Raw genomic sequence first — 26,945 nt, forward strand, 5'->3', positions numbered from 1 at the left:
TAACTTTATCTAATGAAAAAAATGCTTAATTATTGCCACAATAAATACATAAATAAAACTGATATAAAAAAAGACACCAACATACCCTAAAACAATAAATAGTCCATCTTTTTCTATCAGGCCTAAACTAAAAGTAATAAGTAATGCTGCAAAAATGAAATTACTGAAGGGAATAGGCAGCATCAGAAGTATCGCTAAACAGAAAATAATAGTTCCGTTTATTATTTCCATTAAACGGCAAGTCATAAATGACCATCGAGGCTTTAAGAAATATTCAATTTTTATCAAATAGGGTACTGTTGCATGAATAATTTTTGAAATATTTTTTTGGTGGATGGTATGTTCCGCAATAGTTTTTGGTAACCATAACGTTTTCCTGGCAAATACCATTTGGCAGGAAAATAATAATATAGGCACACTAAAAATAACAGAAACACCTGGAATAGTAGAAAAAGGTAATGCACTAGGTAAAGCAAAAAACAACAGCACAACACCGAATGCTCTTTCCCCAAGGGCTTGTAAAATGCGCTGAAATGTTAATTCGCCCTTTAAATCATTATGATTAACAATCGTTAAAAGAGCATCAGAAGAGCGTGTGGTGTTTTTATTCATAAGCAACTCATATTTCTAGTGTTCATCAGTTAATTTGTTCGGGTAAATTTTTACTTTGAGAATTTTTGAAGCAGTTGCACTTTCTATCTCCGCATGGAATTCTGGAAAATCAATCTGCTCTCCTTCTTTAGGAACATAACCTAGTCGATAAAAAAACAAACCATTCAAAATGTCAATGTTGTTATCTACATGAATATCACGATCAATAGCTTGCTCCAGGGAGTAAATAGAACAATTTCCGGATGCAGATATACTTCCGTCATCATTTAATACCCAATCCACTTTAGTACGATGAAACTCATCTTTAATACGACCAATAAGTATCTGAAGTAAATTATCGAGTGTAACAAATCCTAAAATGGTTTTACGGCCACTGTAGACAAGAGCAAAATGAGGCATCCCTTCGCGAAATTTGCGTAATAAATCCAATGCAGGAAGATGGCGTGAAACTTTTAGCATAGGCCTAAGTAATGAACGTAATTCTTTTACCTCACCTTGTTGATAGAGGACGGGCAAAATATCTTTTACATGGATAATCCCAATGACATCCTTTTTATCAGGATCATATACAGGGTAACGGCTATAGCGGTGCTCCATGATTATATCCATGACTTGCTTCATAGGTTTATTTATAGGGATCATGACCATCTCTTCAGTAAATCGCATGACTTCAGTCACTTTAAGATCAGCCAAATCAAAGGTATGTTCAATAATTTCAACTTCATCTTCAGTAAGCTCACCATGAAGATGACTTGCATTTAAGAGTAATTTAATTTCTTCTGTAGAATAAGAGTGTTCACCTTGGTGAACTGCATCCAGATTAAAAACCCTTAGCAAAAAATTCGAGCAACTATTGAGAATCCAAATTGCAGGAAACATGAGCCAATAAAATCCATATAGAGGCAGAGCCGTCCATAAAGATACTCTTTCCGATTGTCGAATAGCTAACGATTTAGGCATTAACTCCCCAACAACAATATGAAGAAAAGAAATAAATGTAAATGATACAAAAAATGCGATTATTGTTGTTAGTTGGGGTGAGTTAACCCCAATAAAGAACAGTAGTGGCTCTAAAAGATGGGCAAAAGCAGGCTCTCCTATCCAACCCAAGCCCAGGGATGCGAAGGTTATTCCTAGTTGGCAAGCAGATAAATATGCATCAAGATGTTTATGTACTTGAAATAAAATCTTTCCTCTTAGACCATAAATATTTTTAATTGCTTTTACTCGAGTTACTCGAAGTTTTACCATTCCGAATTCAGCAGCAACAAAAAAAGCATTGAGTAAGACCAAAATAAGAGCTAAAAAAACTAGTAAAAAATTAATCACCGATTGTTCCTATATTTTTAATTTTTGATTGAAAATGAGTTTAACGATTTATTACACTTACTTTAGAAAGGTTAGCACAAGTTAACATAAGCTGATATTTGCATGATTTGATAAGTGTGTTTCAAAATCGATGCAAATATCGAACTTTTATAACTCATCGGTATTTATAAGGTATGATCATTGGCTTGAAATCAATTGTCCTCACTTAATTTTTGGCAATAACTTTCTAAACCAAAATTGATGAATTTCGGTTTTTTACTTGGTCATATCTTCGAGTTTTTAATGTGGTCTCAAATTCTTATCTAAAAAATCATATAATTCCTTGTTAGAGAAATGCATCACATCACTTTTAAAATTATGAATCACTAGATTAGTTACATGTTTATTCGTATGGTGTAATAAGAGTCCATTCATATGAGGCGGTGCAACTACAATTAGTTTTTCATAAGCATGCATATTTCTACCATCATCCAGTGCATCAGCAATTGTCCTTGCAAAACTATCAATCTCTATTTCCTTGGGATCAGACTGCTGAGTATAAGTTCCGTGTTCTGTATGGCCAGCTTTGCCAGAAGTTAACTCAATATCTTTAAGTTTGCTTTGAGGATGAACCATTTCTTTAACCAAGGTAAGATCATGATGTTTTACTTTTGATGCATAAATGCGGCAAGTAGTTGTATCAGCAGTAACAACCCAGGTATGTTGATCAAATGACATTGTAATGCTCCTTAAAATAATTATCCCTATGTTCTTAATATAACTCTTAAAACATTATAGTAAGACATTACGAAAAAAATCATTCCAGGTTGTGATTTCTAAAATAATAATCAATACTAGATTATTATGAGTTCTTCGAGAGTGGATGAAAAATTGGGATGGATTGTTAGGATACTCATGGTTGTAGCAGGGTCAATTACAAGTTGGTTTGTAGCGCAGGATGCCCTTAATTTTAATATCATTCAAATGGTAGTTACTGTCATTTTGATTACATTTTTGGTAATAATAATTGCTTTTCGGCATGAGTTGTCCGATATATTCAAACGTTTCATTACAAAATATAAAAAGTTCTAACTCCCACTGTTTAATAGATTTATTGGATGAAATAAATCCTGTTTTATGGAATAAATGCAAAACAGGATTTGAATTTTATAAACAACCTTGACTCCGTACTACCAATCATACGGATAGTCTATATCAGAACTTCAATTGCGAGGTGACAATAATATCCGCTGTATTGTTATTGCTCTTGTCCTTATTCTTTAGCTGTTCCTTTTCAAGCCTGGTATACTGGGGCGGTTTGTTCAAACCAGCAATATCGCAACCTTTTTTATGCAGATCTCCTAGTAACTGGATAATTTGGTTGTCAATAATGCCAGAGATCTGGGGCGCTTTTACTCCAGCAGAACCCGGTGTGTTAAATCCGGCAGCCTCCTGTATTTTACCAGAAGAATATAGCTCATATATAATTTGACAGAACTGTTGTCTTGATGGTCCTTTTGCATCATAAGAACTAATATCACCGTATTTTTTTAAAGAGTGAATCATTGCATGCTGGTAGATCTCGCTTAAACCAGTCCGATCTTTTCCACTTTTGCAATTATTAATAATTACTCCTCCCATACCTTCAACAAGGAGACGTTTAAGCGCTATTTTATATTCTTCCTTATTACGCCAGTCCGTACTGAAGTTCTTTGTTGCTGTCACCGCCAACTTTTTGCATTCATTTTCGGCAACCATTATTTTGAGTAGACCTGTTTTTTGAGCATCGGTTAATCCTAATTTATCTGATTTTATCAATTCACTTAAGGATTTCTTTTGATCAACACTCAATTGCTTATCACTGGTTAAAGTGAGCAGAATCGCTTGATCTTCTACTGATAAATTGTTTCTGCACTTTGAAATTATCTTATTTACAAACAGTTTTGCAGCACTCCTGACTTCCCCCATACTCATCCAGTTGTTATCGACACGAGTTGAATCTTCACTATATCTTGCCTTCATAGCATTTAACTGTGATTTCAACGCTTCTGCTGCTCTGAATGCATTGGTAGGATTATTATGCAACATGACGCTATAATTTGCAGCATCGTAATCACGCGACGTGCCGGCCATTGCTAAAGACTGAGCATCTACCAATTTTTGATCTGCTTTTGTCCCTACGGTTTCAGGACTTAACAATGATTGAAATAAAATCGGTATGCCTGGTTGATCATCCCCAAAATAATCTCCCCATAATTGTTGATAATTATGTCCAGAAACTCTGATTGCAATATTTCTCATTTGTTCTATGTTGGCTATTGCGTGTTTTGCCATCTCTTCTTGCGCCATTTCATAGTTTGCAGGCACACCTGATTGTAAACCTACGGTTAATATTTCTACTGCTCCATCGGGATGTTGTAAAATACCGAAGTTTGCTCTGGCATTCGATAAACCCGGGGCATGTTGCATTGCTGATGACTTGAATAGTTTTTCAAAATTTTCCCAACCTTGCTTATCTTCCAGTATTTTCGGTACTCTTTGCCGATACCAATCTTGCTCAGCTGGCATCAGATCTAAAAACCATTGAGGCGAATCATGAGGATCATGGATTTTGATATATTCTTTTTTCTGTTGTAACTCAAGCTGATTTAATTCAATATCCATTTGTACTACTTTTGCGCCGTCATTTCGATGTGTTATTGCCATTAATACCATGTCTTTATTGTATTCTGCAGTAAAGTAACGTTCAGCTCTTCTAATAGGATCAGTTATTCTACTATTGATATCTTGTGGTTTTATCCCTGATAACTTGCCAATATCCGCGCTCAAATTATTGATAAATGATTCGAAATCTTTCTTAATATCAACCTTACCCTCAGATTGAATTGCATCGGATACGATTGCGTTAGATAATGCGGTAATATAGTTCCTAATTTCCTGCTTTTTTTCAGCATTTTCAGTTAAAAATGACGGTGAATCCAATAAAGTTAGCGTACCACATAAAATACTAAGTTTCCTGACCACTAATGAATAGGCTTCTTTCTCAGCTAACATTTTTGTCAACTCTGGTCCTACAGGCATTTTTTCCGGGTAAAAATCGATTTTAATAATGGATTTTTCATTTTCATTTTTTGGATCCAATCGCTTGTAATCCCATGGAGGACTTGGATGCTTTAATTGCTCAAACTCATGCATTTTGTTTGTTAAGTCTTTCAACAAGTCTTGGGAGTTCAAATTAGGTGGTATTATCACAGAGGAGGATTGATTCGTTGTTTTGTTGTAACGGATAAAATCAGCATCATTTTTCCCCGCAATAGAATCCAGAATTTGTTTACTGCACTCAGGGTTTACAATAACCTGAAGTTTATTGAAAGTTTGAGTTGTCTGCAGATTGTCTACAAAACTGTTGGAGCTGCTGCTTGAAATACTTTCCGTGTTACTATAATTGAGGCCCTGGCTGATATTTAAATCAAAGTCATTCAGTTTATTGTCATTTCGATTTAAGTTATTCAGCTCAACCTCGGGGATTGGAGCATTTTTTTGAAATAACATGAGCATCGAAGAGATGCTGCTGTCTTCCTGGACTTTCCTTTGTTCAAATGATGACCTGGCAATGTTATCAATACACTCGATCAACTTTAAACTTACATCATTTAATTGTCGCCTTGCAGCTCCTTCGTTTTCTTTCCATTTATTAAAGCCGGTTGACAAGCTCTCTCTTTTTAACACATCACTCAAGGCTCTAAGTGATTTCATCTCATTGGATATTTCCTTTTCCTCATTTGTTCCTCTTACAAAGCTTTGGATTTTTTTCAACCGATCAATATCGTTTGACAAAATTCGTAAAATCGCTTGTCGCACTTCCTCCTCGTTTTGTTTTGAAATTTTACAGATAAATACCAACTCATCAATTGTAGTACTCTCTTTAATTACCTTAGCATGTTGTTTATTTTTGCCATCAATCTTAATACGCATAATAACCCTCGCTTTGGTTGCAAGATTAATCTTAATAACCAGTAACTTTTGTTTTGTATCTAACTTACATTTTGAGATGCGAAGATTAAGTACATATGACTTCTCATTGAATAATGGGAATGAGATATGAAATATTGGCATAATTAGGTAGACTTCGATTTTATTGGTCTAATTTTTTAGGGAATTAAAGGCGCAATTCCTCTTAATAAGAGAATTTATTCGGTAACAACACCAATAGCTATAATAATTAATTATAATTTTTATTCAGACGTTCGATAGTTGATTATTCTGTAGATACCTCATTCCATTATGGAATATCTTATAAATAAAACTCATTTCATCGATTAAGAATCATTTAACCAAAAATGATATAATTGAGCATTTAATTATTCAATTGATTCTTTTGGAGTACCCTAAATGAAGGAATGGAATGCTTTGAAACAAATTGAAGTGCTTGATCAAAATAATGAAGGTAGAAATAAATTGCATTCTGCGCTTTTGGATGGCAATGCAGATAAGGTTCTTGAATATCTCAAACTAGGTGTTAACGTTACTATCAAAGATGCACAATGTGGAAGAAATTGTGTCGGCTGGGCGGCTAAAGGTGGCAATCTCAAATGTTTACAATTACTCAAGGAGTATATGGACAATGAAGAATGGAGGGCTCAACTGCAATCACCCGATGATTTTGATAATTTGCCTCTTCATCTTGCCGCAGTAAACTCTAATTCTGAGCAGTTGTTTGAATTTATACATCGGGAGGGAGGGCATACCTTATTAGAAATTGGTCAAAATAATTTTGGATTATTTCATTATGTATTTGCCGCTAAAAAGAAAAACGTAGCAATTTTAGATTATCTCAACCGAAACCTCAATTCAGAAGATAAACAGTTTCTTCTCTCTCAACGCTCGAAAGAAGGGCTACCTCCCTTACATTGGTATATCATGACGGATAACAATGAAGGGATTGAGGCTCTTCTCAATCTACCACAAATCGATATTAATCAACCAGGAAGTATTTATTATACCTCCGCATTAATTCTTGCTGCTCAAAAAGGGAACTTGAAAGCAATTTCTTCATTGATTGAGAAAGGGGCAAATATTCATTACAGGGACTTACGTAATAATACTGCTCTGTTATCTGCTTTAAACAACAAACACTATGATGCTGCAAATTTACTTATCCAAATGGGAGCAAATATCAATCAAGTCCTAACTGAAGGCGATACGCTTCTCCACCTTTGGATAAAAAATATGGGTGATAATGAAGACGAAATAGAAGGGTTAAAATTTTTATTAACCCATGGTGCTGAAAGATCTATAAATAAGGAAGACTTTTATGGTTTTCGGCCTGTCGAGTGGCTAAGTACACCACTAGATAACTCTCTAAGCCAATTAACCGGGGTAAATCCAGATATTATTGAACAATTTAAAAACTCATTTCGCTATCCAGCGGAACGAATTAATGGACACAGGACTCATGTTGCAATCTCAAAAAAACTTCCCGCTATAGAAGAACAAATAAAGCGGGGAATTTGCAATGCATATGGATTTTTAGGAGCCCACAGTTTTTTTAAGAACGGATTTTCATTAGATAAATTCTATAGTGAATTAAAAGACTTTATTGACCTTGGAGAAAAATTATCCCTTAATGAAAAAGAAAAGCTTTATTTCCAACAATGGGCAGAGAATATTATCTGGCTGCAAACATCGCCTAGCCGACAAGATATTTTTAAAAAATTATCAGTTCCATCTACCATGACGCCGCGTTATTATGATTTTTTTGGATTCCATGATAAAAGAAAAGCGCTTTCTTTTATCTCAGATAACTCCATTTTTGGACCTTATTCTCCTTATAGCCATTTTTTTCAACCCACTTTTGATGGAAACAACTGGATTTGTCCTGAGTTAGCGCAGGCAATCGAAATGCGCTGCCAGCAAGGCCAATATTTAGAAGTTTTTTCAGAGCAACATGCAAGTGTGGTTATCAAAAAAGATGATTACTATTTTCTTATAGACCCCAATTCTCTTACCAAAATAGTAAAACATTTAACCATTGACGACATTACCAGTTTGTTAATGAGTTATCATTATGAAGATTCCAATCATAACGAATATTGCTATGCAGGCCATTTTCCATTTCACTTGAGAAGTTGGAGCTTTTTGACTCCGAACAATGAAAATGATGATAAATTAATGAAGAATGTAGAAAAAAATCGCTTTAATAATGATTTAAATTATTATACTTCCCAGCATCGTAATCTTGTCTTATTTGCAATTGCTTTCGACGATGTCTATACCCTAAAAACTATTATAGAAAATTATCCGGATTTTGATTTGAATACACCAGAACCCACTACTGGCCTTACTCCTATTCATTATGCAGTAAAACATGGTGCCGTTCATTGTGTAGAGCTTTTGCTGAACCAAGCACAAATTGACTTATTTTGTAAAGATAATAATAACTATTATATGTTGGCTGAAGCCTATCAAAGCGAACCCATGTTGTCCCTTATTTTAGAAACCTTATCAAAAAGGGGGCTCGAGCCAGAGTTTTTAAATAAAGGAAATTTTAATTTTCGCTTTTTTGCTTTAGCAGGTGGTGATATGGACTTAATTAAACGCTTATTTGCCATTGAAGAGCTTGAGATGTATACCCCTCACTTTAAACACTTTTGGATTAAAGATGTGAATGAATCATCGTTTAACCGATTGTGAAGTTGTATTTTAAGCGGAGCCTGTGTTGCTGTAGACAGTATGCCCCTGTAGAAATGGATTTCCACTATTGCGCAAGATCTGGATTGTATCTTTGTTATTCTCCATTGTTTAACTAGAAAAGCCTAGAGAAAAGGGCGACCCCATAGTTTAGACCCTATGCAGAAAGAGTTAAGGCTAGTTAGAAGCACCAAGTCCAGGATGTTTTTTGCATACATATCAAATTTAATGATATTAATTTGTATTAATATTGATCATTAATTATTTTGGTCTACAATAATACATTATAACTTTTATTTATATGTCATGAAGAAGAAAGAAACAATCCAAATAGTAAACCTCAGCTTTTTAGGTACAGGCGAGCATCGCGAATCTGATTTTCATATTATCAATTCATTCCATAATACAATTTTACAAGCGAATAGAAACAACTCATCTATAGCTGCGCGATTGTTTGATGGACCAGGATCAGCCCCTAAGTCACCTACAAGCAAACATCCAACTCCAGGTACTTATTTTTACAATCCAGTTACACATACCAAGGTACCAATTAACGCTTTCATTTCAAAAAAGATATCAAATGCGATGCAGCAGTTGACAGGGGTTCTTGCTGGGGAGGGAGTAGAGGATTTGCTGTTTGAAGCAGCAGTTTATCTTAACAATATTATTGAAAAAAATGAGGGCATACTCCCCCAAACAATCAATTTACAAGGGTTTAGTCGAGGAGCTGATGCATGCCTGCGAATGGCTAATGTGATTTATCTCCTTTATCCAGAAATTAAAGTCAATCTCTTTCTTATTGATCAAGTTCCTGGGCCAGGGAGGCGTGATCATGCACCTTCTTATACTATTCCACCTAATGTAGAAAATTTTGAATCAACATTAATGTTGCATGAATACAGACCAGGTTTTGATCCACAACATGCGGGAAGGTATGTATTTAGTGCACCAGAAAAAACCAAATCAAAAATAAAAATTTACTACGGAGAGCATGGTGTAGGAAATCGGTTAGAGCATCCAGAAAAAAACCACACGGCCTTACTCTTGCATGATGATTTAAATCGTTTTTGTCGAGAAACGGGAACATTACCCAAAATGTACTCCAAATTTTATATCGTCCATAGAAGCACCAAAGGAAGAAAACAAAACGAACTCATCGAAAGTCATTTAGAGTTGTCCGATTCAGAACGCTTTAAACTTTTATGTTGCATGAAAAAAAATGAGGGGAGCTATAGCAAAGGAGTCTCAATAAATAAGCGGAAAATTTTGTTGAATCGAGAGGACTACGTACAAGACTCCACGTTGTTTATCAATCAAGAACATCGAGAATTATTTAAAAAACTTTATCCTGCTACATTTAATTGGTTTTTTGAAAAAAATTATGACAATCGAAATCCACAAAAAAAATTCATAAACCTATTAAGCCAACAAAAACAACTTGACGCTAACAAGGTTTTAGTTGCAAAAGAACTAGAAAATATGAATCATAGTCGAGAAGAAGCGCATTTTTGTTCTTTACTCGCCAAACAATTTCAATTTAATAAAAACAAACTTCCTCAAACTTTATCAATCCCTAGGGGTATAGAACGTGATGAGCAATTCAATTTTGGACAGCCTCTGCTTAGAAAAGAACCAGAATATAGATTATCCAACTTACAATATAGACTAACTTCCATTGCTAATTATTATCATTATCATTGCGATAAGAAAAGCGAAATTAACGATCAAATAAAAAACATACTGCTTGAAAGCGTTCAAATTTCTCGAAATATACCCGATGAACAGGCCATTAAATATTTAGAAAAAAGAATTGATTCAGTAAAGAAAACTCTTGAGAAAAAAAATGAAAAAGGATTTATTTGGAATCAAATCAACCTTATTGCTCCCGATGCCACAAAATATGGAATAGAAGTAAAAAGAGTATTGCTGGAGCATCTCCAGCATAATGAAATTTTAGTAAAATCCCAACGAGTGCTGATTAACTTCGCCATTAAAGAAGTAGATGCAATATTGGCATCTAAAGAGATAAATTCAATGCAACAATGCCAGGAAATAAGAAAGTTGGTTCTTCTATTAAAATCAGAAGTAGTCCGTTCTGAAAATGAGCATCAATTGCAAAGAAGCCTTTTAAAAAAAGCTTTTCTCTCATTTACTCAAACCCCATCCCAAATTTTAAATTTAGATTCTCTGGAAAAAAATCTTAATCAACTTGCAAATGCACATCATGATAAAACTAATACCATTGAAAAAATCATTGAGCGTGTGGATCAATATTACCAACGAAATACCTTCTGGCATTCACTTACCCATATTTTGAATTTGTTTAAAATTCCCAGTCCTAAAATTAATTTGGGAATAAAGAATGAAATTGCTGATTTTTTACGAAATGAACTTTTGCTACTCAATGATGAGGGCAAAGAAAATGATGTAGATGCAATTAGTGAAGCCCTGGGAAAAGCAAGAAAAAAATTAACTGACCATTATCTGCAAACATCGCAATTAAAAATGGATAGCCTGGATCAAATAATTAATGAAGGATTAGGTTTGGTAAGTGCCATGCGCACCATCGTCCCCCCAAACCCTATCTCCTCAAGCGCTTTTATAGACTTCAAAAAAAGATTGCAATCTCTAACGGAGTTAGAACATTTAGAGTATTTAGAGCATAATAACTACTTCAATAAATAGGAGTTTTTAGCTGGGTATTCAGTAAGATTAATCATAGGGAACTCTCTTGTACGAATACCCGGCAAGTTAATACTATTCAGTCAAGAATCAAAAGTTTGCAATTGATTGAAAATTACTGTTAATATGGGTCGTAATTTTGAACAGGGAGTATATTAGATGATAAATTTTTTCAAAAAAACAATGCGATAATTGTTAAAAAAATTGAAAAAAACGTATTATCCAAATCTATAGAATCATCCTTGGCTGAGATAAATAGTAATAATGGAAATTCAACACTACTCAAACAAGGTCAAAAAGTAGTGGGTTTTACCAAATATCGAATCCCCAAAAACGAAAATGATTCTATCAGTGTTTATACACCTAATATTCTTTACTCTCAAAAAATGGAAGATATACGGGAAGAAATGCGGGAGCGAGGTTGTGGTTTTGGTTTATTCAAGGTACAAAAACAATTAACTTGCCCATCAATAGATATATCAAAATTAAATGATTCGCCCGAAGCAAAAAAAATTTTAGAACATAAATTAGATTATCATCTTTTAGAGCCGATCAAATTACTTGAAGATACTCCTCCGCCCAATCCAATGTCGAAATTTTATTAAAATTTATATTTGTATATCAAAGCAGCACTATGTTTGCTGCCAAATTTAAGTGGAATTTTAGTGCGTAATTCGCGTTTAACAGTAACAGCAGAATTTGTCCTCGTTTTCGGATAAATTCTGCCGATCGGATAAACACTTGTGCTTACTACTACGAATTTTTTATTATCAATTATCCTTTAAAAACTGAATAAGCTTCTCCATTAGGAGTGATTTCTATAGTAGAATGGGCGTCATTCATTTCGCCACCTAAGTCAATAATAAATCCTTTTTCACCTGCTTAGCAAACTTAAACGCCACAATTACACCTTGAGTCTCGTTTTAACTGCATTAGAGGATGCAAAATATAAACTGTCACCTATAGGGAATATACTATTCATCTATAAAATGCCGAGTTCGCGCAAATCGTTAACAGCAATTACTGATTTATTGAGTTCAAGTGGAGCCATTTACTAAAGATTGCACAACGATATTGATCCCATTTTTCTTAAAAATTTGCCAAAGGTAGCCACACCCCAGTCATCGGGTTTATATCCACCTTCTTTTTGTTTTTTAGCACTGATTGGTTAATCAATTTATCTTGTTTATTTACATAAGCTCTGTTTTTATTTAGTATTGTACCCATTAGTTTTTATCAAATATTTTTTTCAATTTTAAACTTCATCTACATCACCCTTGGTTTCTCGGAATAACTTGCGACGAAATTATACCCAGTGATTATTAAACCAACATTAATGTTAAACACACTTAAATAACCGAATTGGCTCAAATTAGTTGTTAGAAAGAAACAAAGATAAGTATAAAATCTGAATGATTTGCATAAGCTGAACCGATGTGATTTAGGATACAGTGAAGGTTTAAAGTTAAAGGAAAATAAGGCTTGTAGCATTGCAAGTTAACAAGAAGAGGAATAAGTTATGAAAATTAATATTACTAAGAAAGAATATCGCACATTACTTGATATGTTATACATAGCCGACTGGGTACTGCACTCACATACCATAAAGGAAACAAAACATAATGAGTATGAAGCATTAAAACAGAAATTTTTATCCTATTTTAAAGAAATGGAAGCAGATGACCAGATAGAATTTTCCACAGAACTCAATGAGTACTTTGAAAAAACTCAGTATGAAGAGCTACTTATTAAGAAGTTTATTGAACCTTATGAAAGCAAACTGTTCTGGGATGAGTTAATGCATAGATTAAGTGAACGAGATGTAATTCATGCAATGGGAATTGAACAATACAAAAAGATGGATCCGATGGAGCGCATGAGAAAAGTCGAAGAAGCTAAAGCGCAATACGCTAATGACTTTGAAAAACATGGAGTTGAGCATCTAAAACTATATTTAACGGGTTTAGGTAGGTCAATATCCAATACCAATAAGTAAAGTAGCACTATTCAAAAAGTAGATAGACTATTGGGCAATGGACATTTACACGTGGAACGAGACTTGTTTTACAAGAATGAATATCTTATGACTGGTGGCTGCTATTGCTACTTTTGCTGCCTGGCTTGCAGGGCTTCATATTAAATCAATAGTCTTCAAGCGCATTCTGCTAAATCCGCTCTCGCTTTATCCATCGTGTTCCCTGGAAAACACGTGTTGAAAAAAAAGCTTCTTGTGACTAAAGAAAGCTTTCAGAGTTTGTTAAAAATTCTTTATCAATGCGCTATTCAAGCACAACATCCAGCCCCTCAGATGCGAGTATATTTTGTGAGGATCTCTCAGGAACAAGTCGCGGTACGTAGGTGGTGGGGATGAATGGCCAACACGCCTTAGTAATTATCCAAAGGATAGTACAGGGATAATTGTCCTGTCAGTAATCGTTTATTGTTATCTATTCTACTTATGATTTTCCCAATAATACGGTATTCCAACTATTCATTTTAAAGTAACTTTATTTTAATCATGGGTTTTTATAATGAAAATATGAAAAAAATACTTACTAGGGTGAATAAAATGGAAATTAAGAGCGAGTTACATCAGTATAGATACAACGAAAGAACAGAGCAACATTCTGTTGAATTGTTAGATGTATTTTCCAAAACGCTTAGTGAAAAGGAGTTTACTCTTCGAATAAAAAAAGTAATTCCTTATATGCACCAGATTAATGAATATTTGATCCCAAAAACCACATTGAATAAGTTGAATCTGGCGATCAAAAGAGATTATCAACATTATCTATATTTCTGTGATTTATTGAAGAATAAAAAAGTAAATATTGTCCACACCACTTATGATTCAAATTTCAAGAAAATAAGGCTTCACGGCCTTGTGGATAGCAATCAACCAGAATGTGAGATTTATAATGAACATGTCATAGTACATCCACCGCTAATGCGTACTTCGTCGTTAATGATACCTAGACGTTGCTTTAAACATGACAATGTTGATGCTGGCCTTATGAGTTCGCAAACAGAGCTTTTATATTATATAGCAAATTCACGAACTAACACCGCACTCCACTATATAGAAGATGGTGATTATATCAACGATTACAGTATGGAGTTTGGTTATACCCCCATTTTGCTTGCCTTATGTAAAGGGTGGAATCATGTTGATTCCAGAAAACATTTCTTGGCGCAAAAACCAATTATTGAAGCATTGCTTGATAAAAAAGCTCTTGAAGTAAATTGCATTCATTTAAGAAATGGAATGACTCCATTGCATATCGCGTGCTTAAGAGGTGACTGCCCAGAGTTGATTAAGGCATTGATAAAGCATGGCGCTGATTGTGATGCACTCGATTATAAAGGAAGAAAACCAGTTGATATGCTTCATGTAACTGATGAGGAAATGCAAGAGATTATCTGCGAATTTTCTGAAGCATCAGATAGTTCTTTCCATGTCTTTAAACAACATGATTATCTTTCCAGGCATTCAGAGATGGCTACAGTGCCAACCTCCAAGGAACGCAAACAATCTATTCTAAGCATTAGATATTTATTAGCTAAGTCCGCTGTGCAAAAGCTTATTCCAAATTTTGCTTAAGTATCAATATGGTAGAATAAAAGAGGACAGAGGTTATACCTGAATTTTTAGATGAAATTTCATTTCAAGTCATTCTTCTCTTCTGCGTTAGTAAAAACAAGAATGGATATGAGCCCAAATGAAATTTCATCTTTCCAAATTGCGCTAGTCATAATGCCTCCTGATGAATAGGAGGGCTTCTATATCTTAGACTATTTAATAAGTTAATCGGATAAATCAGGTTCTTAGCTTAAGTAAGATATTTTTAAACTACTTCAATTTCAACAGGGGCAATGCCATTTATACCGAGCTTTTTAGCGGCAGCGAAGGATAAATCAATTAGCCTGTTTGATAAAAAGGGACCTCGATCATTAATACGAACCACAATCGACCGGCCATTATTCAGGTTTTTGACCCGTACTCGTGTAGCAAGTGGTAGTGTTGGATGAGCGGCTGTCATCGCATACATATTGTAGCGCTCTCCGGTCGATGTTTTTTGATGCCGAGAGTGTGCCCCATACCAGGAAGCAACTCCTTTTGCCTTGTAGTGTTTGGCAGACTTCATTACATGATATGTTTTCCCTCTGACCACATAGTGATCCGGACCATTAGATTGCTGATGCGTACAAGCGACCAACAGTATTGTAAGTAAGCCTATAATGAATCGGTTAATGGTCAACAAAATCGTATAATATTTCATAAAGTTTTCTTCTACTTCCGCTACAAATATTTTAAAGTTTCAAATGTTATCGAGTCGAGATGACCTATAAATACCTTAATTGCAAATATACGTCATATATAAATCACGAGAAACAAAGATATTTTGTGCCCAAAAAATTGATTATATATTTTTGGATGAGTATGTACCAACAAATTTTACTGTATAAGCTTTTATTCTGCCACATCAAGAACATCTCTATGCCAGGGGCTTTTCATGCGGGAGCAGGAAGAATTAATAGTAAAATATGGCGTAAAACGAGATGTTCTACTTCGCCTTAATTTTGAAACATATGCAGTGATGCAATTGACCAAGTATTCTAATTGGATTTCACCTTACAGAGAGAGAGCTTTGTTCGCTTTTAATAAATTAGTCGTGACGCTACCAGATAAATTAAATACTTATAGAGGTATTTACACAAGATAAAGAATTAAACTTTGAAGATAGAATATGCTTTGCCTTCCCAATATAATGCTACGCTCTTTGCTTTTGCTACCTCAGCACAGGCATTGGGAATAGCTTTTCACGTCAATTAATTAAATAAAAATTTAGATCATGGGATCCAAATTAAGAGCTGTACTTTTATACAGCTCTTGCTGATAGGTTCTATTTAGCTTAGAACCATGTTCGAATTTTTTTCACAAGCATCAAACGATTGTTCAATAGTAATTATGGGAGCATTCCCCTTGTGGAGATCAGTATCAAAAAAAATAATCCTTTCTACAAAAGATAAAGAGTTTTTTATTCCATCTATCTGCTCATCACTAAAAAAATTATCTCGCAGATCCAGACACTTTAATTGCTTATGATTTGCTAATTTTGAGAAGAAATCATTTAATTCCTCATCTGATTTTTCACCTAAATAATTTGCTGATAAATTTAAGGACTGAAGAGCAGGGGGTAGTGAATTAGTGAGTTGAATTAATTTAGCAATTGGATATTCATTAAAGTCATTTAATGATAAGTCAATTGAAATTACTTTCTTATGGAGCGCTTGAAATGCCTTTTCAAGTTGGTCTTCATTTTTAATAGCAAAATAATTGCCTGTGAGGTTCAGAATGATTACATGATCAGGAATGGCTGCAAATAGATTGGGTAATTTATCTTCTAATTCTAAATCGCCTAAACAATTAGAACTTAAATTCAAAGAATTAGTGTTTCTTGGAAGAAGTGAAAATGCCTCTATGGTTTCATCAAGATGCATATGCAAATCATTGGTCTCCAGATCGAGATGATTAGTGCTGCTTGGGATAGCCTTAAATTCTGCAAGAAACTCGTCTTTATTTTTGTTGCCAAGATTACTGATCAAGAAGTAATGTACTCCATTATTTCTTGGTTTAGAAAATAAAGTAAAACTTTGAGTTATATAGTGATTTGTTGTTTTTCCTTGAAACATTACACCCCCCTTGGAATAGTAAATAATAATTTAAATAAATTGTGTTTTAATGATTAATATTAGTTAAGAGTAGAAGCATGAAGATGCTCTGACTCATCTAACTCTAATGATGCCATTCTTCCTTCTGATATAGCTCTTTTATATGCATTCATTTGAACTTTTTTTAAATCCAGCTCTATTTTGTTGACAGCATCGAGGGCAATAGATTTACCGATAAAGTTTTTGTCACCAAAATTAGCCCTTAAGTCTTTCTTTAAACCATTTATGATGGTTATAGCTTCTTTAATGTTTTTATTGGCTAAAGCATTCAGAGCATCTTCTATCCTTGGTTCTAATTGCTCTAGTTTCTGCAATCCTTTAGTATTGGCAATACGTTGGCTATTAATATCCGCTTTATATCCATCCATAAAAGAGAGTACGTTTTTGGCTATTTTAGTAATATTGCAGTCTCCTGATTGCTCACATAGAACCTGAATTTTGCTTCGAATGATATGTTGTCTCAAAGTTCCTTCTGCTGGAGAAGTATTAGCATTACATTTTATCCAAGTAATTTCATCCAATTGTTTTGCTAATTCATCTAATTCGCTAAAAACCTCATTGGTGTTGGAGTCTTCGCTTAAATGGTGTACTGAAGATTGAATTTTCATTACCATCGCAGCGTGTAAAGCATCTTGACAATTATTAATGGCAAAATCGGCGCATTTATTCAAAACTACTTTAATGTGGTTTTCATTAAATGGCGGTTTTATTTTTTCAGCAGAAATATTATTATGAATTTCGACTAAGGATTTAAGGACATGTTGAACTCCCTCAAAATCCTTATTCGCTTTCATATCGGCAATAAGTTGTTTAAAGGCTATTTGAGCATTTTCAGCCCCTTCTTCGATGGCATCAATATGGGTATTCCCAATTTGTTCTAGTCTTGAAGCAAACAATGCCATTTCTTTCGGGGTGCAAACTCCTGGGTAATCTCGCCATAATTTAGAAGGAGAACCATTAACTCCCGCAATTTTTTCACGATTTATAAAATCAATTACTGGATGCTTAGGATTAAGCACTGTACCACCCATCACAGCTGGGGCATTTAACAAATCATTAAATGCATGACCTAAATCAATTCGAGCTACATATATTTTTTCCTGGCCATCTTCAATGTTAGTGAGCACAACCATGTTGCCTGGATTAATATCGTGATCTCCTAAGATAGCTGATAAAACGATAGCATCGATCAAAGTATCTTTTAAAGGACTCATATAAGGAACATCTAAACCAATATTTCCTCCTTGAGCTTGATCTCCCTCAGTAAAGGTTGCATGTGATTTCTCAGGGGGAAGATCATTTTTAGCTTTGATATAACCATCCAAGGTGACTGCGGCATGGCCTGCATTACCCCGTAAGTACTTGGATGCAACTAAAGCCCTTTTTCTTTCGGTATCATAAACCAGATAAACTTTGGGAATTACGTTATTTTTGCCAATACTTTCAGAAATACTTTGACCAATACATGAAGCGATAAATTCACCAAAATTTTCACGATCAGTATGATTGGCCTTTACTCGTCGCATAAATTTATTATCGAGTATTGAAGGTTTTAATTGAAAGTAAATCGTCTCTTCATTAGTATCAGTTTTTTTCTGTGTAACTCGAGTACTTCCTGTTACACCACCTGTGGAGGTTGAGGAAGAAAAGTCAAAACTCTCACCTAATCTTTTTACGCTACTTTCTACCTGGGGGACTAATGAATGCTCCATATTAGGGATAGATGAACGTCCGCCAATAGGAATAGAGGATTTTAAGACTTCATGCTCCAATACTGGCTCCCTTTTACCCCTCATTATAGGTTTTTGTTCTAGCTGAGCTTTCATTTTATCCTCCTACAGTGGACTTATGTGGTAATAGCTCATTCATTACTTACATTTAATGGCTTCACCAGTTCAAACTTATATACTAACAGTATAAAAAAACAACCTGTGTAAAGCCTGAAGTAGATAAGAACAATTGGAATAGCTGGTTACAAGCTAGAATAATCTAATGATATCAGCGAACGTGGTATGAAGTGCTCTGCAGGTTTAAGAGCTTGCTTTTTGCTGGACTCGAGCGAATACGTTAGCAGCTAAGATGGGATATTTTAACTTAAAGCACGCCTTTTCCTGATAAAACCAGGGAATAAAAGCCCCCTATAATTTGATGAAAAATTAATAGGAGGGGCGTTGCTATTTCATAGATTAATAGATGTTAGAAATTAAAATAGTGTCTCTCATAACAGTATAAAATATGTTCATGATCTTTTATCACAACAGTGATAGTTTTTGGGGTTGAGAGAACTTTTACTTTTGTAACTTTTTTGAGACTGCAAACACGCTCTGTAGAATCAATATTTAAGAAATAAAAACCGTTTATAGGAGTTACGGTTTCTGGTAAGTAGTACAGGTTATTACGCAACTCTACATTAGTAAAAGTAGGCGCGGTTGTTACTCCAGTAATGCTCACTTTATTATTTACTTCTGTTACATTGGCATTTACATCCACGTTTGTGGCACTCGCGTTGCTGCTGGATTCGTTAATATTTGTGTTGGAAGTTCCTTGACCATTTGTATTATCAATAGAAGGGGCAGAGGTAGACGTTGTGCCATTGGTGTCAGTAGAGGGCGCAGAAGTAGACGTTGTACCATCGGTGTCAGTAGAGGGCGCAGAAGTAGACGTTGTACCATCGGTGTCAGTAGAGGGCGCAGAAGTAGACGTTGTACCATTGGTGTCAGGAGAGGGCGCAGAAGTAGACGTTGTACCATTGGTGTCAGTAGAGGGCGCAGAAGTAGACGTTGTACCACCGGTGTCAGTAGAGGGCGCAGAAGTAGACGTTGTACCACCGGTGTCAGTAGAGGGCGCAGAAGTAGACGTTGTACCATTGGTGTCAGTAGAGGGGGATGAGGTAGACGTTGTACCATTGGTGTCAGGAGAGGGCGCAGAAGTAGACGTTGTTCCATTGGTATCAGGAGAGGGCGCAGAAGTAGACGTTGTTCCATTGGTGTCAGGAGAAGGGGATGTTGTGGCGTTTTGACCATTAGTATTTGTGTCATTAGATTGACTGCCCGTATCAGCAAAAGCCATAGCGCTGGTTAAAAGAAGTGTTGTACACAAGATAGATCCTTTTTTGTTCATTTTCTTTCTCCTTAAAGTTTGGAAACAATAATAATATTAGACGAAAGTCAGCACTTTGATACAAATAAGAAGTTTATCAAGAACAATTATGCTATTTAATAATGTCATACCTTTAATAAATCATTGGGAATAATTCTTATGATCCAATCAATTCAATCAAACTTGGTAAGAACCATTTTTTTTATAATGAAGAAAAGTTATTTGGTTGTGGCTCCAAGCACAGTCGTAAATATTATCCAGAATGTGTAGCCCTAACCAGTAAGAAAATTGTTTATCCTGAATCTCAGTTTGTTTTTCAAAAATGAATAGGGTGGAGATGTCTGTCAATTTTATTTTTTCGCGCTGCTTTTAATTGAACTCATGAAATAGTTATCCATTTTTCCTGCAAAGATACAAACTAGCATTAAGTTCACTTTCAAAATAGCCATTATCTTCAATTTGCTCTTCAATCTTTGCGTTGAATAAAGTGAACAAGTTATCCGATAATCGTAATGGTTTTACGGCCGGTGAAGATTTAACCATATTTATAATTGGCTCAGGGGATTCAAATCGCAATGTATTAAAGTATTCTCTTTTTTCTACTTGGTTGAATATATTACCCAAGAAGTTATCAGCCTCAATATTAGTAAATCTAGAGGTAAAGGATTGAGCAGGAACTTGAGATTCAATTGAATTAGCTATTTTCCAAATAGATTTATTTGCACCATAATTTAAAACCGACATACACAAAAAACCACCTGATTGCAAAATATCATAAATTTTAATAAGTGCTTCCTTGGGGGGCTCAGCATGATAAATGACGTTATGTGCCAAAACGCCGTTAAATGTTTCTCCACCAAACGGAAGCTTATCTATATCTGCTAGTTGATAGTGAGCTTTTATTTTTACATTTGATAGATTTCGCTTGCACTCCTCTAACATCTTTTCGGATAAATCAGTAATGCAAACATTAGATTGCAATTCTTGTTTTGCGCTATGCTGCCAAAATTCTCCGTTTCCACTACCAATTTCCAAGCAGAAGGTATCTAGCCAGAATTATCTGGAACAATTGTCTGGGAATCTTGCCTGACTATTTACAATATCTTAAAGAATAGTATTATTACGCACTTCTAATTTATTGTTTTTACATTATTTTTTCTAAGGAGTAGAAATGTACAAAATGTTCATCCCTAATCGAAAAGCAACACATACTTTACCCCAACCTATTTCAGATCATTTAAACGAATTGGCTTCGGACAACAATTATTTTAAGAAACTGATTGATAATGCAGAAGCTGATTATATTCAAAACGGCGTTTATCCTTTATCAAGTGATATATATCAAAGCGGTTTAAAAATCGAAGTAGGGGAGAGTATTCTTATCGATTTAAAAGAACATCCTCATAACAGAATCGAACCACTTCCAGATGAAATTATCGAAAAGTTGAAATTACGCAATACTGAGTTCAGGCTTTGGATGCGCCCAGAAGTGCGCTCCGCGCTCATTCAATTAACCGAAAATTTACCAAGTAACTGGGGTATTTATATTTTTGAAGCCTATCGAACACCAGAGGATCAAAAAGCACGTTTTTTAAAGTATAGGGATAGATTGATCGAAGAAGCTAGAGCACAAAATTCTCCCAAGACTGACGAAGAAATTGAAAAAGAATTGGAAAAGCTAATGTGTCCTGTTCGGGATAATATTACCCCTCCTCATACTACTGGTGGGGCTGTGGAGCTGTTTCCCGTTGATTTAAATACAAAAGAACTTATTCCAATGGGATTTAATTTTACCGATTGGACTAAAACACCTCCAACTCACTATAAAGGTGAGATGCTCACTGATCAAGAGAAAAAAAATAGAAGTATACTTCTCCAAGCAGCTACAAAAGCAGGTTTTATTAATTACCCTGGGGACTGCTGGCAATTTAATTTAGGGAATAACATATGGTCTGCTATCACCGGCCGTTCTTTGGTGTATGGCTTATTAACCGAGGAGCAGGCTCGAAAATGCCTAAAGCATGATGATTTGACTCAAACATCAGAAAATGAGCGAAGTTTATCATTTACCTAGGAAAATACAGCTTTAGTTGCTTGAGGCCATATTTATGGCCATTTAATTTAATACAATTCCAACTCTTTACGGTGCATTAAATCAAAACTTCTATGTGAAGAATAGATCTGAGTCTATATGCCACCAAGTTACTCTTGTGGCATATCAGATTTGTGTTTATATACTGCATTTTTAGGAATATCTGTAGCTGAATAGACGCTTATTATTTTAAATGGTTTCTTCGCGTTTAGATTAATAAAATTATGAGCAATCCCTTGAGGAATAAAGATCATATCACCTGAAGTGACAGTTGAGTTCTTACCATCGAGAATCGATTTAGCCTTACCCTCTACAACAAATATGACCTGATCAAATTTATGGGTTTCCATTCCAATCTCATTGTTGGGGTTGGTCTTAGGTGTGATATTCATAAAAACAACCTGCGCATTTTCACCTGTCACAAGTGATTGTTTCCAATTTTTATTGCGTTTTGCCATTTCAAAAATTTTTGGGGTAATGACCGTATTTATTTTATTATTAACCGGGATGTTTTCAGAACTGGCAAATGATGATGTAGCGATTAACGTTGACAACATTAACGTCGGTATTAAAACTCTTTTTATTCCTTTAATTTTAATATAGAACCATCCATAATTGATGGAACAGTATTCTCCAGACTTAACTGAAATCAGTATTTGTCCAGTTAATCTATTCAGAAAACAGGACAAATGAGGCCGCATAATCAAAGCAATCACAGATAGAATGATATCTACTTATCCCTATTTATCATTATCAGTTTTAATATTAGTGTTATTTTCATCCAAGGGTTGAGTACATTTACATTTAGCATTTTGATCTTTATCACACCAACAACCACATCCTTTTGCAGGGCAGTCAATTTGGTTTGAACCCTTTGCAGAGTATCATCAGCAAACAAAATGGAAGGGGTAAAGATAGTGAAACAAAGGGATGAAAAAGAAACAAGGATCTTATAGGTTTATTCATATATAATATTCCTATTCATAACGCCTCAGTCCAAATATACATATTGCAGAGTATTTATATTCGCTTTTAATTATAGCTTCTATTTTTAAGACAATAGAGTCCGGAAATGTTCATATTTTGGTCTCTGCCGCAGGGGATACGTTGTTCAAATCACAAACCAAATATGAATAATACCTTGGTAAAAACCAGCCTAGTTTTTGGAGCAATGCTTGTATTTTGCTGGGGGTATATTGATTTTTATCAATTGAGAAGACTAATTCATGCTGATTAGTTTCTGGGAGATAGACGAGCTTGACCAGGGCGTCGTTAATACCGAAATGCTGGATTATCGCGTCGAGTAATTTTATTGAGGTAGTGGGCAATATCTGTTCTGGAACATCACTGATGAGGATATCAGTGCCTTCGTGAATAATAGAAGCATGCGGTTGATCTGTTTTAAATGGATGATCCTCTGGTTCAGCAAATGTCCGATAGAGATGAAAACCAAGGACGTCGCCATAGCTGAGATCGATAGCTTGTTTTGGATTACGTGCCTCAATGACTATGCCAACCCCTTCGTTGATCAAGAATGTATCGATGAGCCCAGGAATGGCATAACTTGTTATGGTTCTCTTGCCCTCAAGGAGGGTTTCACTAATCTCAAGATTATAGTAGGTGAAACCTGAGGAGTTGAAGATTATTTCAGGTTCGCCACTAGTGAAGATAGCGTGAGGAAGGCAAGTTATGAAACGATTATACCAAGCAGCTTGCCTGTTGTTATTGTCTATATCAAACAGTGCTCTTAGCTCTTGAGTGGCTGAAACGGAACTAGCTTTATTTTCGGGTGTATCCATAGGTTAAGGCTTCATTTGAAATGGTGAATTGTATCAACATACTGAAATTTATCTACTGCATGGTTGACTTTATTACTATCTTAGTAAGTAAAATCCTAATGGATACGAAAATTGATAAAAAACACATTAAATTACTTTAAAGAATAATATAAATAGCAGTATTTAATTGAATGATGAATTATGCCCTTAAAACCCGTATTATTAATTAAATAAGTTCATTAGCTGATGGTTTAAAAGAGTCTTGTGAGAGTAGGGCGGCGCATTCTATAAGTATTTATTCGTATATAATTCGATCAAATTGAGCGATATACTATTTTTAATGAATAACATATTTTGGAGTAACAAATGAATGAGTTAAGGCGCATTTATATTTTAGGACATCCTGCCGCAGGAAAAGCTTTTTTTTCTAAAAGTTTAGCTGATACACTTGGTTATCAATTTATTGATGCGGATATGGGGCTTGAGCATAAAGTGGGCCTCTCCATTAAGGAAATTCTGGGGCAATCTGGCCTTGAACATTATGAGCGTACACAGGAATCAATATTAGATGCATTGTCTAAAAAGTCTGGGATTGTAGTCGGACTAGATTGTTACATTGGAAATACACCCAAGGTGCGAGAATACTTAAATAATGGATGTGTCATATTTCTAAATACGTCAGTTCAGACTCAAATCAGACGTTCTGGAACTTGTGAGCCCCTTATTGGGGATAAATACTACGAAGATTTATTTAGTACTTTGCATGCCGATCGAGACGATTATTATAATCAAATAAGTGATTTTGTTTTGCTTGCAAACGAAGGAGATGTCAATAAGCATATAGATTTGGTCATCAATTACCTGAAGAAGAATGAGTTCAATCTAGCGAAGCCCGTTGCCCTAACTGATAAAGAACTTATCTACTTTAAATACAATACTGATATACCGATTCGTATTTCAGAGCAGCAAGCAATTTGTCTTAAATATTTATCAAAAGGCAAGACAGCAAAAGAAATTGGTCGTGAGATGGATATATCATACCGCACTGTTGAGGTATATATTGCCCAACTTAAAGAAAAGCTTGGATGTGATTCAAGCAAAGAGTTAATTAATATTTACCTATCAAATCAATAAGTTGTAGAATTTTTGAGGTAGCTCAGAATTTTCTATAAATAGTACATACGCTTTGGAGTTTAAATCGATTGATACGAATCGATTGCTTTTATGCAACTCTAAAAGTATCGTAACAATTTCACTAATCTTGTTTCTTGGTTCCTCGAAGCAGTTTACACCATTTGCTACAATCGCTTGCATACCCCTTGTAGCAATCCCACGTTGTTTTTAAGTTGGGAAATAATTCCTGTCATTTTCATCGTATTCCAATACAATACAGCATTCGATACCAAGCTTAACGCAAGCCTTACCCTGCGAGGATTTCCCATTACCTACAAGTAACAATCTTAGAGATCTGCATGATTATATTAGGGGAATAGCCAGTTTTGAGGGCTTTGATAACTGATATTAATTTGTTTTTTCTTAAACCGTAAATTTTGACACGGGTGGGGTCAATACCCCTCATTAATTTACTTTTTGCTTTTTTAAAATATTAAAGCTGAAAAAGCCACAAAAAACACCTGTTATTATCAATGAAAATCCTGCAACAGCCTCATTGTTTTCTATAAAAGGAACAAATTTAATAATTTTATAAGACCATGAGTGTAAACCTAATTTGAAACTAAAAAATATATCTGCAGCAGAAGGCATATCTACCGCTATGAAAAGACTCAAGCCCATTAGCAAAAATAGTATAAATAAGATATCAAGACTGATAACAAATATAATATTTTTCATAGAATTTTTTCCGTTATTTTAACTAATTAATTTTTATTTATACTCTTGACTCATGAGTTTATTTAATTGCATTTATTTTTGCTATTATTTTGTGTTTTTGTTTTGCATGCCAGAGCTCCCAATCTCTTTGAAGATTTAGCCAAAATTCGGGCTCCATATTTAAAGCATCAGCTAAATCTAAAGCTGTGTCTGGTGTGATCCCTCTTTTGCCATGAACGATTTCATTCAATTTGGCATAAGTCCAGCCTAGATGGGATGCAAATGCCTTTTGGGTTAAATTCATAGGTTTAATAAATCTCTCCAAAAGCATTTCACCTGGGAGAGTAGGGGATCTATTTGTTGATAACATTGTTTTCTCTTTTGTCATGATAATCACTGAGACAGACATCATAAGCATATCCATTTTCCCAACGGAAAATGACAGCCCATTGTTTATCAATTTTAATTCGCCAATACTCTGATAAATTGCCACATAACTTCGCTAGTTTATTTCTTGGTGGAATTTTCAATGTATCTCTAAGTGTTGCTGCGTGAATCATATCCAACTTTCGTTGTGCCTTTTTGTGTAATTCACTTGGAAGCTTTATTGAATACCGGCTGCTTACCACATTAAAAATATCTTCGGTCAATTTATCCTGGAAATTAATTATCATAATGTAAGCGTATATCAATTATCGATATATGATAAATAGTATTAATCTATATTGCAAATTAATTTTATTTGAAAGTAGAAAAAGCATAGTATTATTTTGAGATAGATAAGGTACCGGCCTGTTGTAAAAGATGCGCTATTTTTGATCATGCAATGTGATATAACTGAAAACAAAAGAAAATTAACAAGTCTTTTAATATTAATCACTACAGCATCTATGTAGGCCTGGATCTGCATATTATCAAGACCACGATACTTCGCTTTTGAAAGGCAATGATAGTTTTTTAATTCATTCATAACACCTTCAATTTTCCATAAACATTCTCGAAATTTTTCTTTAAATTCCTCAGTTTCCATTTTAATTTTCACTTTTTGAAATAAATCGGCATGAATATGCCGTGCCATAACTCGAATGTCTCTATTCTTCATTTGAGGCACTTGGCAAATT

The 26,945-nt window shown here is 34.7% G+C and carries 23 protein-coding genes; 8 read left to right on the forward strand and 15 right to left on the reverse strand.

Features of this window, described 5'->3' with window-relative positions; genetic code table 11:
• Window positions 1–9 precede the first annotated feature (9 nt).
• The 4 genes from EKG34_RS09020 to EKG34_RS09040 form a co-directional block, all read right to left on the reverse strand.
• Window positions 10–612 (reverse strand): exopolysaccharide biosynthesis protein, encoded by a 603-nt coding sequence (locus tag EKG34_RS09020; protein ID WP_003637143.1) that lies wholly within the window; start codon window positions 610–612, stop codon window positions 10–12.
• A 15-nt stretch (window positions 613–627) separates the two neighbouring features.
• Window positions 628–1,941, reverse strand: coding sequence for a hemolysin family protein (locus tag EKG34_RS09025; RefSeq protein WP_003637144.1), 1,314 nt, complete (start codon window positions 1,939–1,941; stop codon window positions 628–630).
• A 279-nt stretch (window positions 1,942–2,220) separates the two neighbouring features.
• Window positions 2,221–2,658, reverse strand: a complete 438-nt coding sequence (locus EKG34_RS09030) for a host attachment protein (protein ID WP_003637145.1) — start codon at window positions 2,656–2,658, stop codon at window positions 2,221–2,223.
• A 477-nt stretch (window positions 2,659–3,135) separates the two neighbouring features.
• Entirely contained in the window at window positions 3,136–5,895 is a 2,760-nt protein-coding gene (locus EKG34_RS09040) for a hypothetical protein (protein WP_012979106.1), read from the reverse strand.
• Between the two features lie 417 nt (window positions 5,896–6,312).
• On the opposite strand from EKG34_RS09040, the gene EKG34_RS09045 reads away from it, so the two are divergent.
• The 5 genes from EKG34_RS09045 (at window position 6,313) to EKG34_RS09070 (ending at window position 14,893) form a co-directional block, all read left to right on the forward strand.
• Complete coding sequence (locus EKG34_RS09045) at window positions 6,313–8,613, forward strand: ankyrin repeat domain-containing protein (protein ID WP_003637148.1); 2,301 nt, start codon at window positions 6,313–6,315, stop codon at window positions 8,611–8,613.
• A 303-nt stretch (window positions 8,614–8,916) separates the two neighbouring features.
• Window positions 8,917–11,295, forward strand: coding sequence for a Dot/Icm T4SS effector Lem25 family protein (locus EKG34_RS09050; protein ID WP_012979105.1), 2,379 nt, complete (start codon window positions 8,917–8,919; stop codon window positions 11,293–11,295).
• A 239-nt stretch (window positions 11,296–11,534) separates the two neighbouring features.
• The gene (locus EKG34_RS09055) at window positions 11,535–11,897 is read left to right on the forward strand and encodes a hypothetical protein (protein WP_003637152.1); all 363 of its coding nucleotides are present in this window, start codon (window positions 11,535–11,537) and stop codon (window positions 11,895–11,897) included.
• A 914-nt stretch (window positions 11,898–12,811) separates the two neighbouring features.
• On the forward strand, window positions 12,812–13,288 hold the full coding sequence (locus EKG34_RS09060; RefSeq protein WP_003637154.1) for a hypothetical protein: 477 nt from the start codon (window positions 12,812–12,814) through the stop codon (window positions 13,286–13,288).
• Between the two features lie 573 nt (window positions 13,289–13,861).
• A complete protein-coding gene (locus tag EKG34_RS09070; protein WP_012979103.1) occupies window positions 13,862–14,893 on the forward strand; it encodes an ankyrin repeat domain-containing protein in 1,032 nt (343 codons plus the stop codon).
• A gap of 244 nt (window positions 14,894–15,137) precedes the next feature.
• Here the strand turns inward: EKG34_RS09070 and EKG34_RS09075 are convergent, their stop codons facing one another.
• Window positions 15,138–15,572 (reverse strand): septal ring lytic transglycosylase RlpA family protein, encoded by a 435-nt coding sequence (locus tag EKG34_RS09075; RefSeq protein WP_012979102.1) that lies wholly within the window; start codon window positions 15,570–15,572, stop codon window positions 15,138–15,140.
• A gap of 234 nt (window positions 15,573–15,806) precedes the next feature.
• Here EKG34_RS09075 and EKG34_RS09080 point away from each other — a divergent pair, with 234 nt between their 5' ends.
• Window positions 15,807–16,016 carry a hypothetical protein gene (locus EKG34_RS09080; RefSeq protein ID WP_003637205.1) on the forward strand — a complete coding sequence of 70 codons (210 nt, stop codon included), beginning with the start codon at window positions 15,807–15,809 and terminating at the stop codon, window positions 16,014–16,016.
• Window positions 16,017–16,200: 184 nt separating this feature from the next.
• Here the strand turns inward: EKG34_RS09080 and EKG34_RS09085 are convergent, their stop codons facing one another.
• From EKG34_RS09085 to EKG34_RS09100, 4 genes are all read right to left on the reverse strand, one after another.
• On the reverse strand, window positions 16,201–16,986 hold the full coding sequence (locus EKG34_RS09085) for a leucine-rich repeat domain-containing protein (protein WP_003637204.1): 786 nt from the start codon (window positions 16,984–16,986) through the stop codon (window positions 16,201–16,203).
• 59 nt (window positions 16,987–17,045) lie between these two features.
• Window positions 17,046–18,851 carry a hypothetical protein gene (locus EKG34_RS09090; RefSeq protein WP_003637203.1) on the reverse strand — a complete coding sequence of 602 codons (1,806 nt, stop codon included), beginning with the start codon at window positions 18,849–18,851 and terminating at the stop codon, window positions 17,046–17,048.
• A gap of 370 nt (window positions 18,852–19,221) precedes the next feature.
• Entirely contained in the window at window positions 19,222–20,145 is a 924-nt protein-coding gene (locus tag EKG34_RS09095; RefSeq protein ID WP_012979101.1) for a hypothetical protein, read from the reverse strand.
• Between the two features lie 369 nt (window positions 20,146–20,514).
• On the reverse strand, window positions 20,515–21,159 hold the full coding sequence (locus EKG34_RS09100) for a class I SAM-dependent methyltransferase (protein WP_003637201.1): 645 nt from the start codon (window positions 21,157–21,159) through the stop codon (window positions 20,515–20,517).
• 136 nt (window positions 21,160–21,295) lie between these two features.
• Between EKG34_RS09100 and EKG34_RS09105 the strand changes: the two genes are divergently transcribed.
• Window positions 21,296–22,198 carry a M15 family metallopeptidase gene (locus tag EKG34_RS09105; protein WP_003637200.1) on the forward strand — a complete coding sequence of 301 codons (903 nt, stop codon included), beginning with the start codon at window positions 21,296–21,298 and terminating at the stop codon, window positions 22,196–22,198.
• 128 nt (window positions 22,199–22,326) lie between these two features.
• Here EKG34_RS09105 and EKG34_RS09110 read toward each other — a convergent pair whose 3' ends face one another.
• Both EKG34_RS09110 and EKG34_RS09115 read right to left on the reverse strand, forming a co-directional pair.
• Complete coding sequence (locus EKG34_RS09110; protein WP_035905258.1) at window positions 22,327–22,815, reverse strand: cupin domain-containing protein; 489 nt, start codon at window positions 22,813–22,815, stop codon at window positions 22,327–22,329.
• Between the two features lie 477 nt (window positions 22,816–23,292).
• Window positions 23,293–24,015 (reverse strand): hypothetical protein, encoded by a 723-nt coding sequence (locus EKG34_RS09115; RefSeq protein ID WP_003637198.1) that lies wholly within the window; start codon window positions 24,013–24,015, stop codon window positions 23,293–23,295.
• 345 nt (window positions 24,016–24,360) lie between these two features.
• Here EKG34_RS09115 and EKG34_RS09120 point away from each other — a divergent pair, with 345 nt between their 5' ends.
• Window positions 24,361–25,128, forward strand: a complete 768-nt coding sequence (locus EKG34_RS09120; RefSeq protein ID WP_003637197.1) for a LuxR family transcriptional regulator — start codon at window positions 24,361–24,363, stop codon at window positions 25,126–25,128.
• A gap of 444 nt (window positions 25,129–25,572) precedes the next feature.
• Here the strand turns inward: EKG34_RS09120 and EKG34_RS09130 are convergent, their stop codons facing one another.
• The 4 genes from EKG34_RS09130 to EKG34_RS09145 form a co-directional block, all read right to left on the reverse strand.
• Window positions 25,573–25,845, reverse strand: coding sequence for a hypothetical protein (locus EKG34_RS09130; RefSeq protein WP_012979099.1), 273 nt, complete (start codon window positions 25,843–25,845; stop codon window positions 25,573–25,575).
• A 58-nt stretch (window positions 25,846–25,903) separates the two neighbouring features.
• A complete protein-coding gene (locus EKG34_RS09135) occupies window positions 25,904–26,248 on the reverse strand; it encodes a HigA family addiction module antitoxin (protein WP_341273578.1) in 345 nt (114 codons plus the stop codon).
• Window positions 26,178–26,498, reverse strand: a complete 321-nt coding sequence (locus tag EKG34_RS09140) for a type II toxin-antitoxin system RelE/ParE family toxin (RefSeq protein WP_003637193.1) — start codon at window positions 26,496–26,498, stop codon at window positions 26,178–26,180. The genes EKG34_RS09135 and EKG34_RS09140 overlap by 71 nt, the downstream gene beginning before the upstream one ends.
• 41 nt (window positions 26,499–26,539) lie before the next feature.
• A partial coding sequence (locus EKG34_RS09145) for a transposase (protein WP_207222378.1) occupies window positions 26,540–26,945 on the reverse strand: 406 nt, incomplete at its 5' end.

The organism is Legionella longbeachae (genome assembly GCF_004283175.1).
GTDB classification, from domain to species: Bacteria; Pseudomonadota; Gammaproteobacteria; order Legionellales; family Legionellaceae; genus Legionella; species Legionella longbeachae.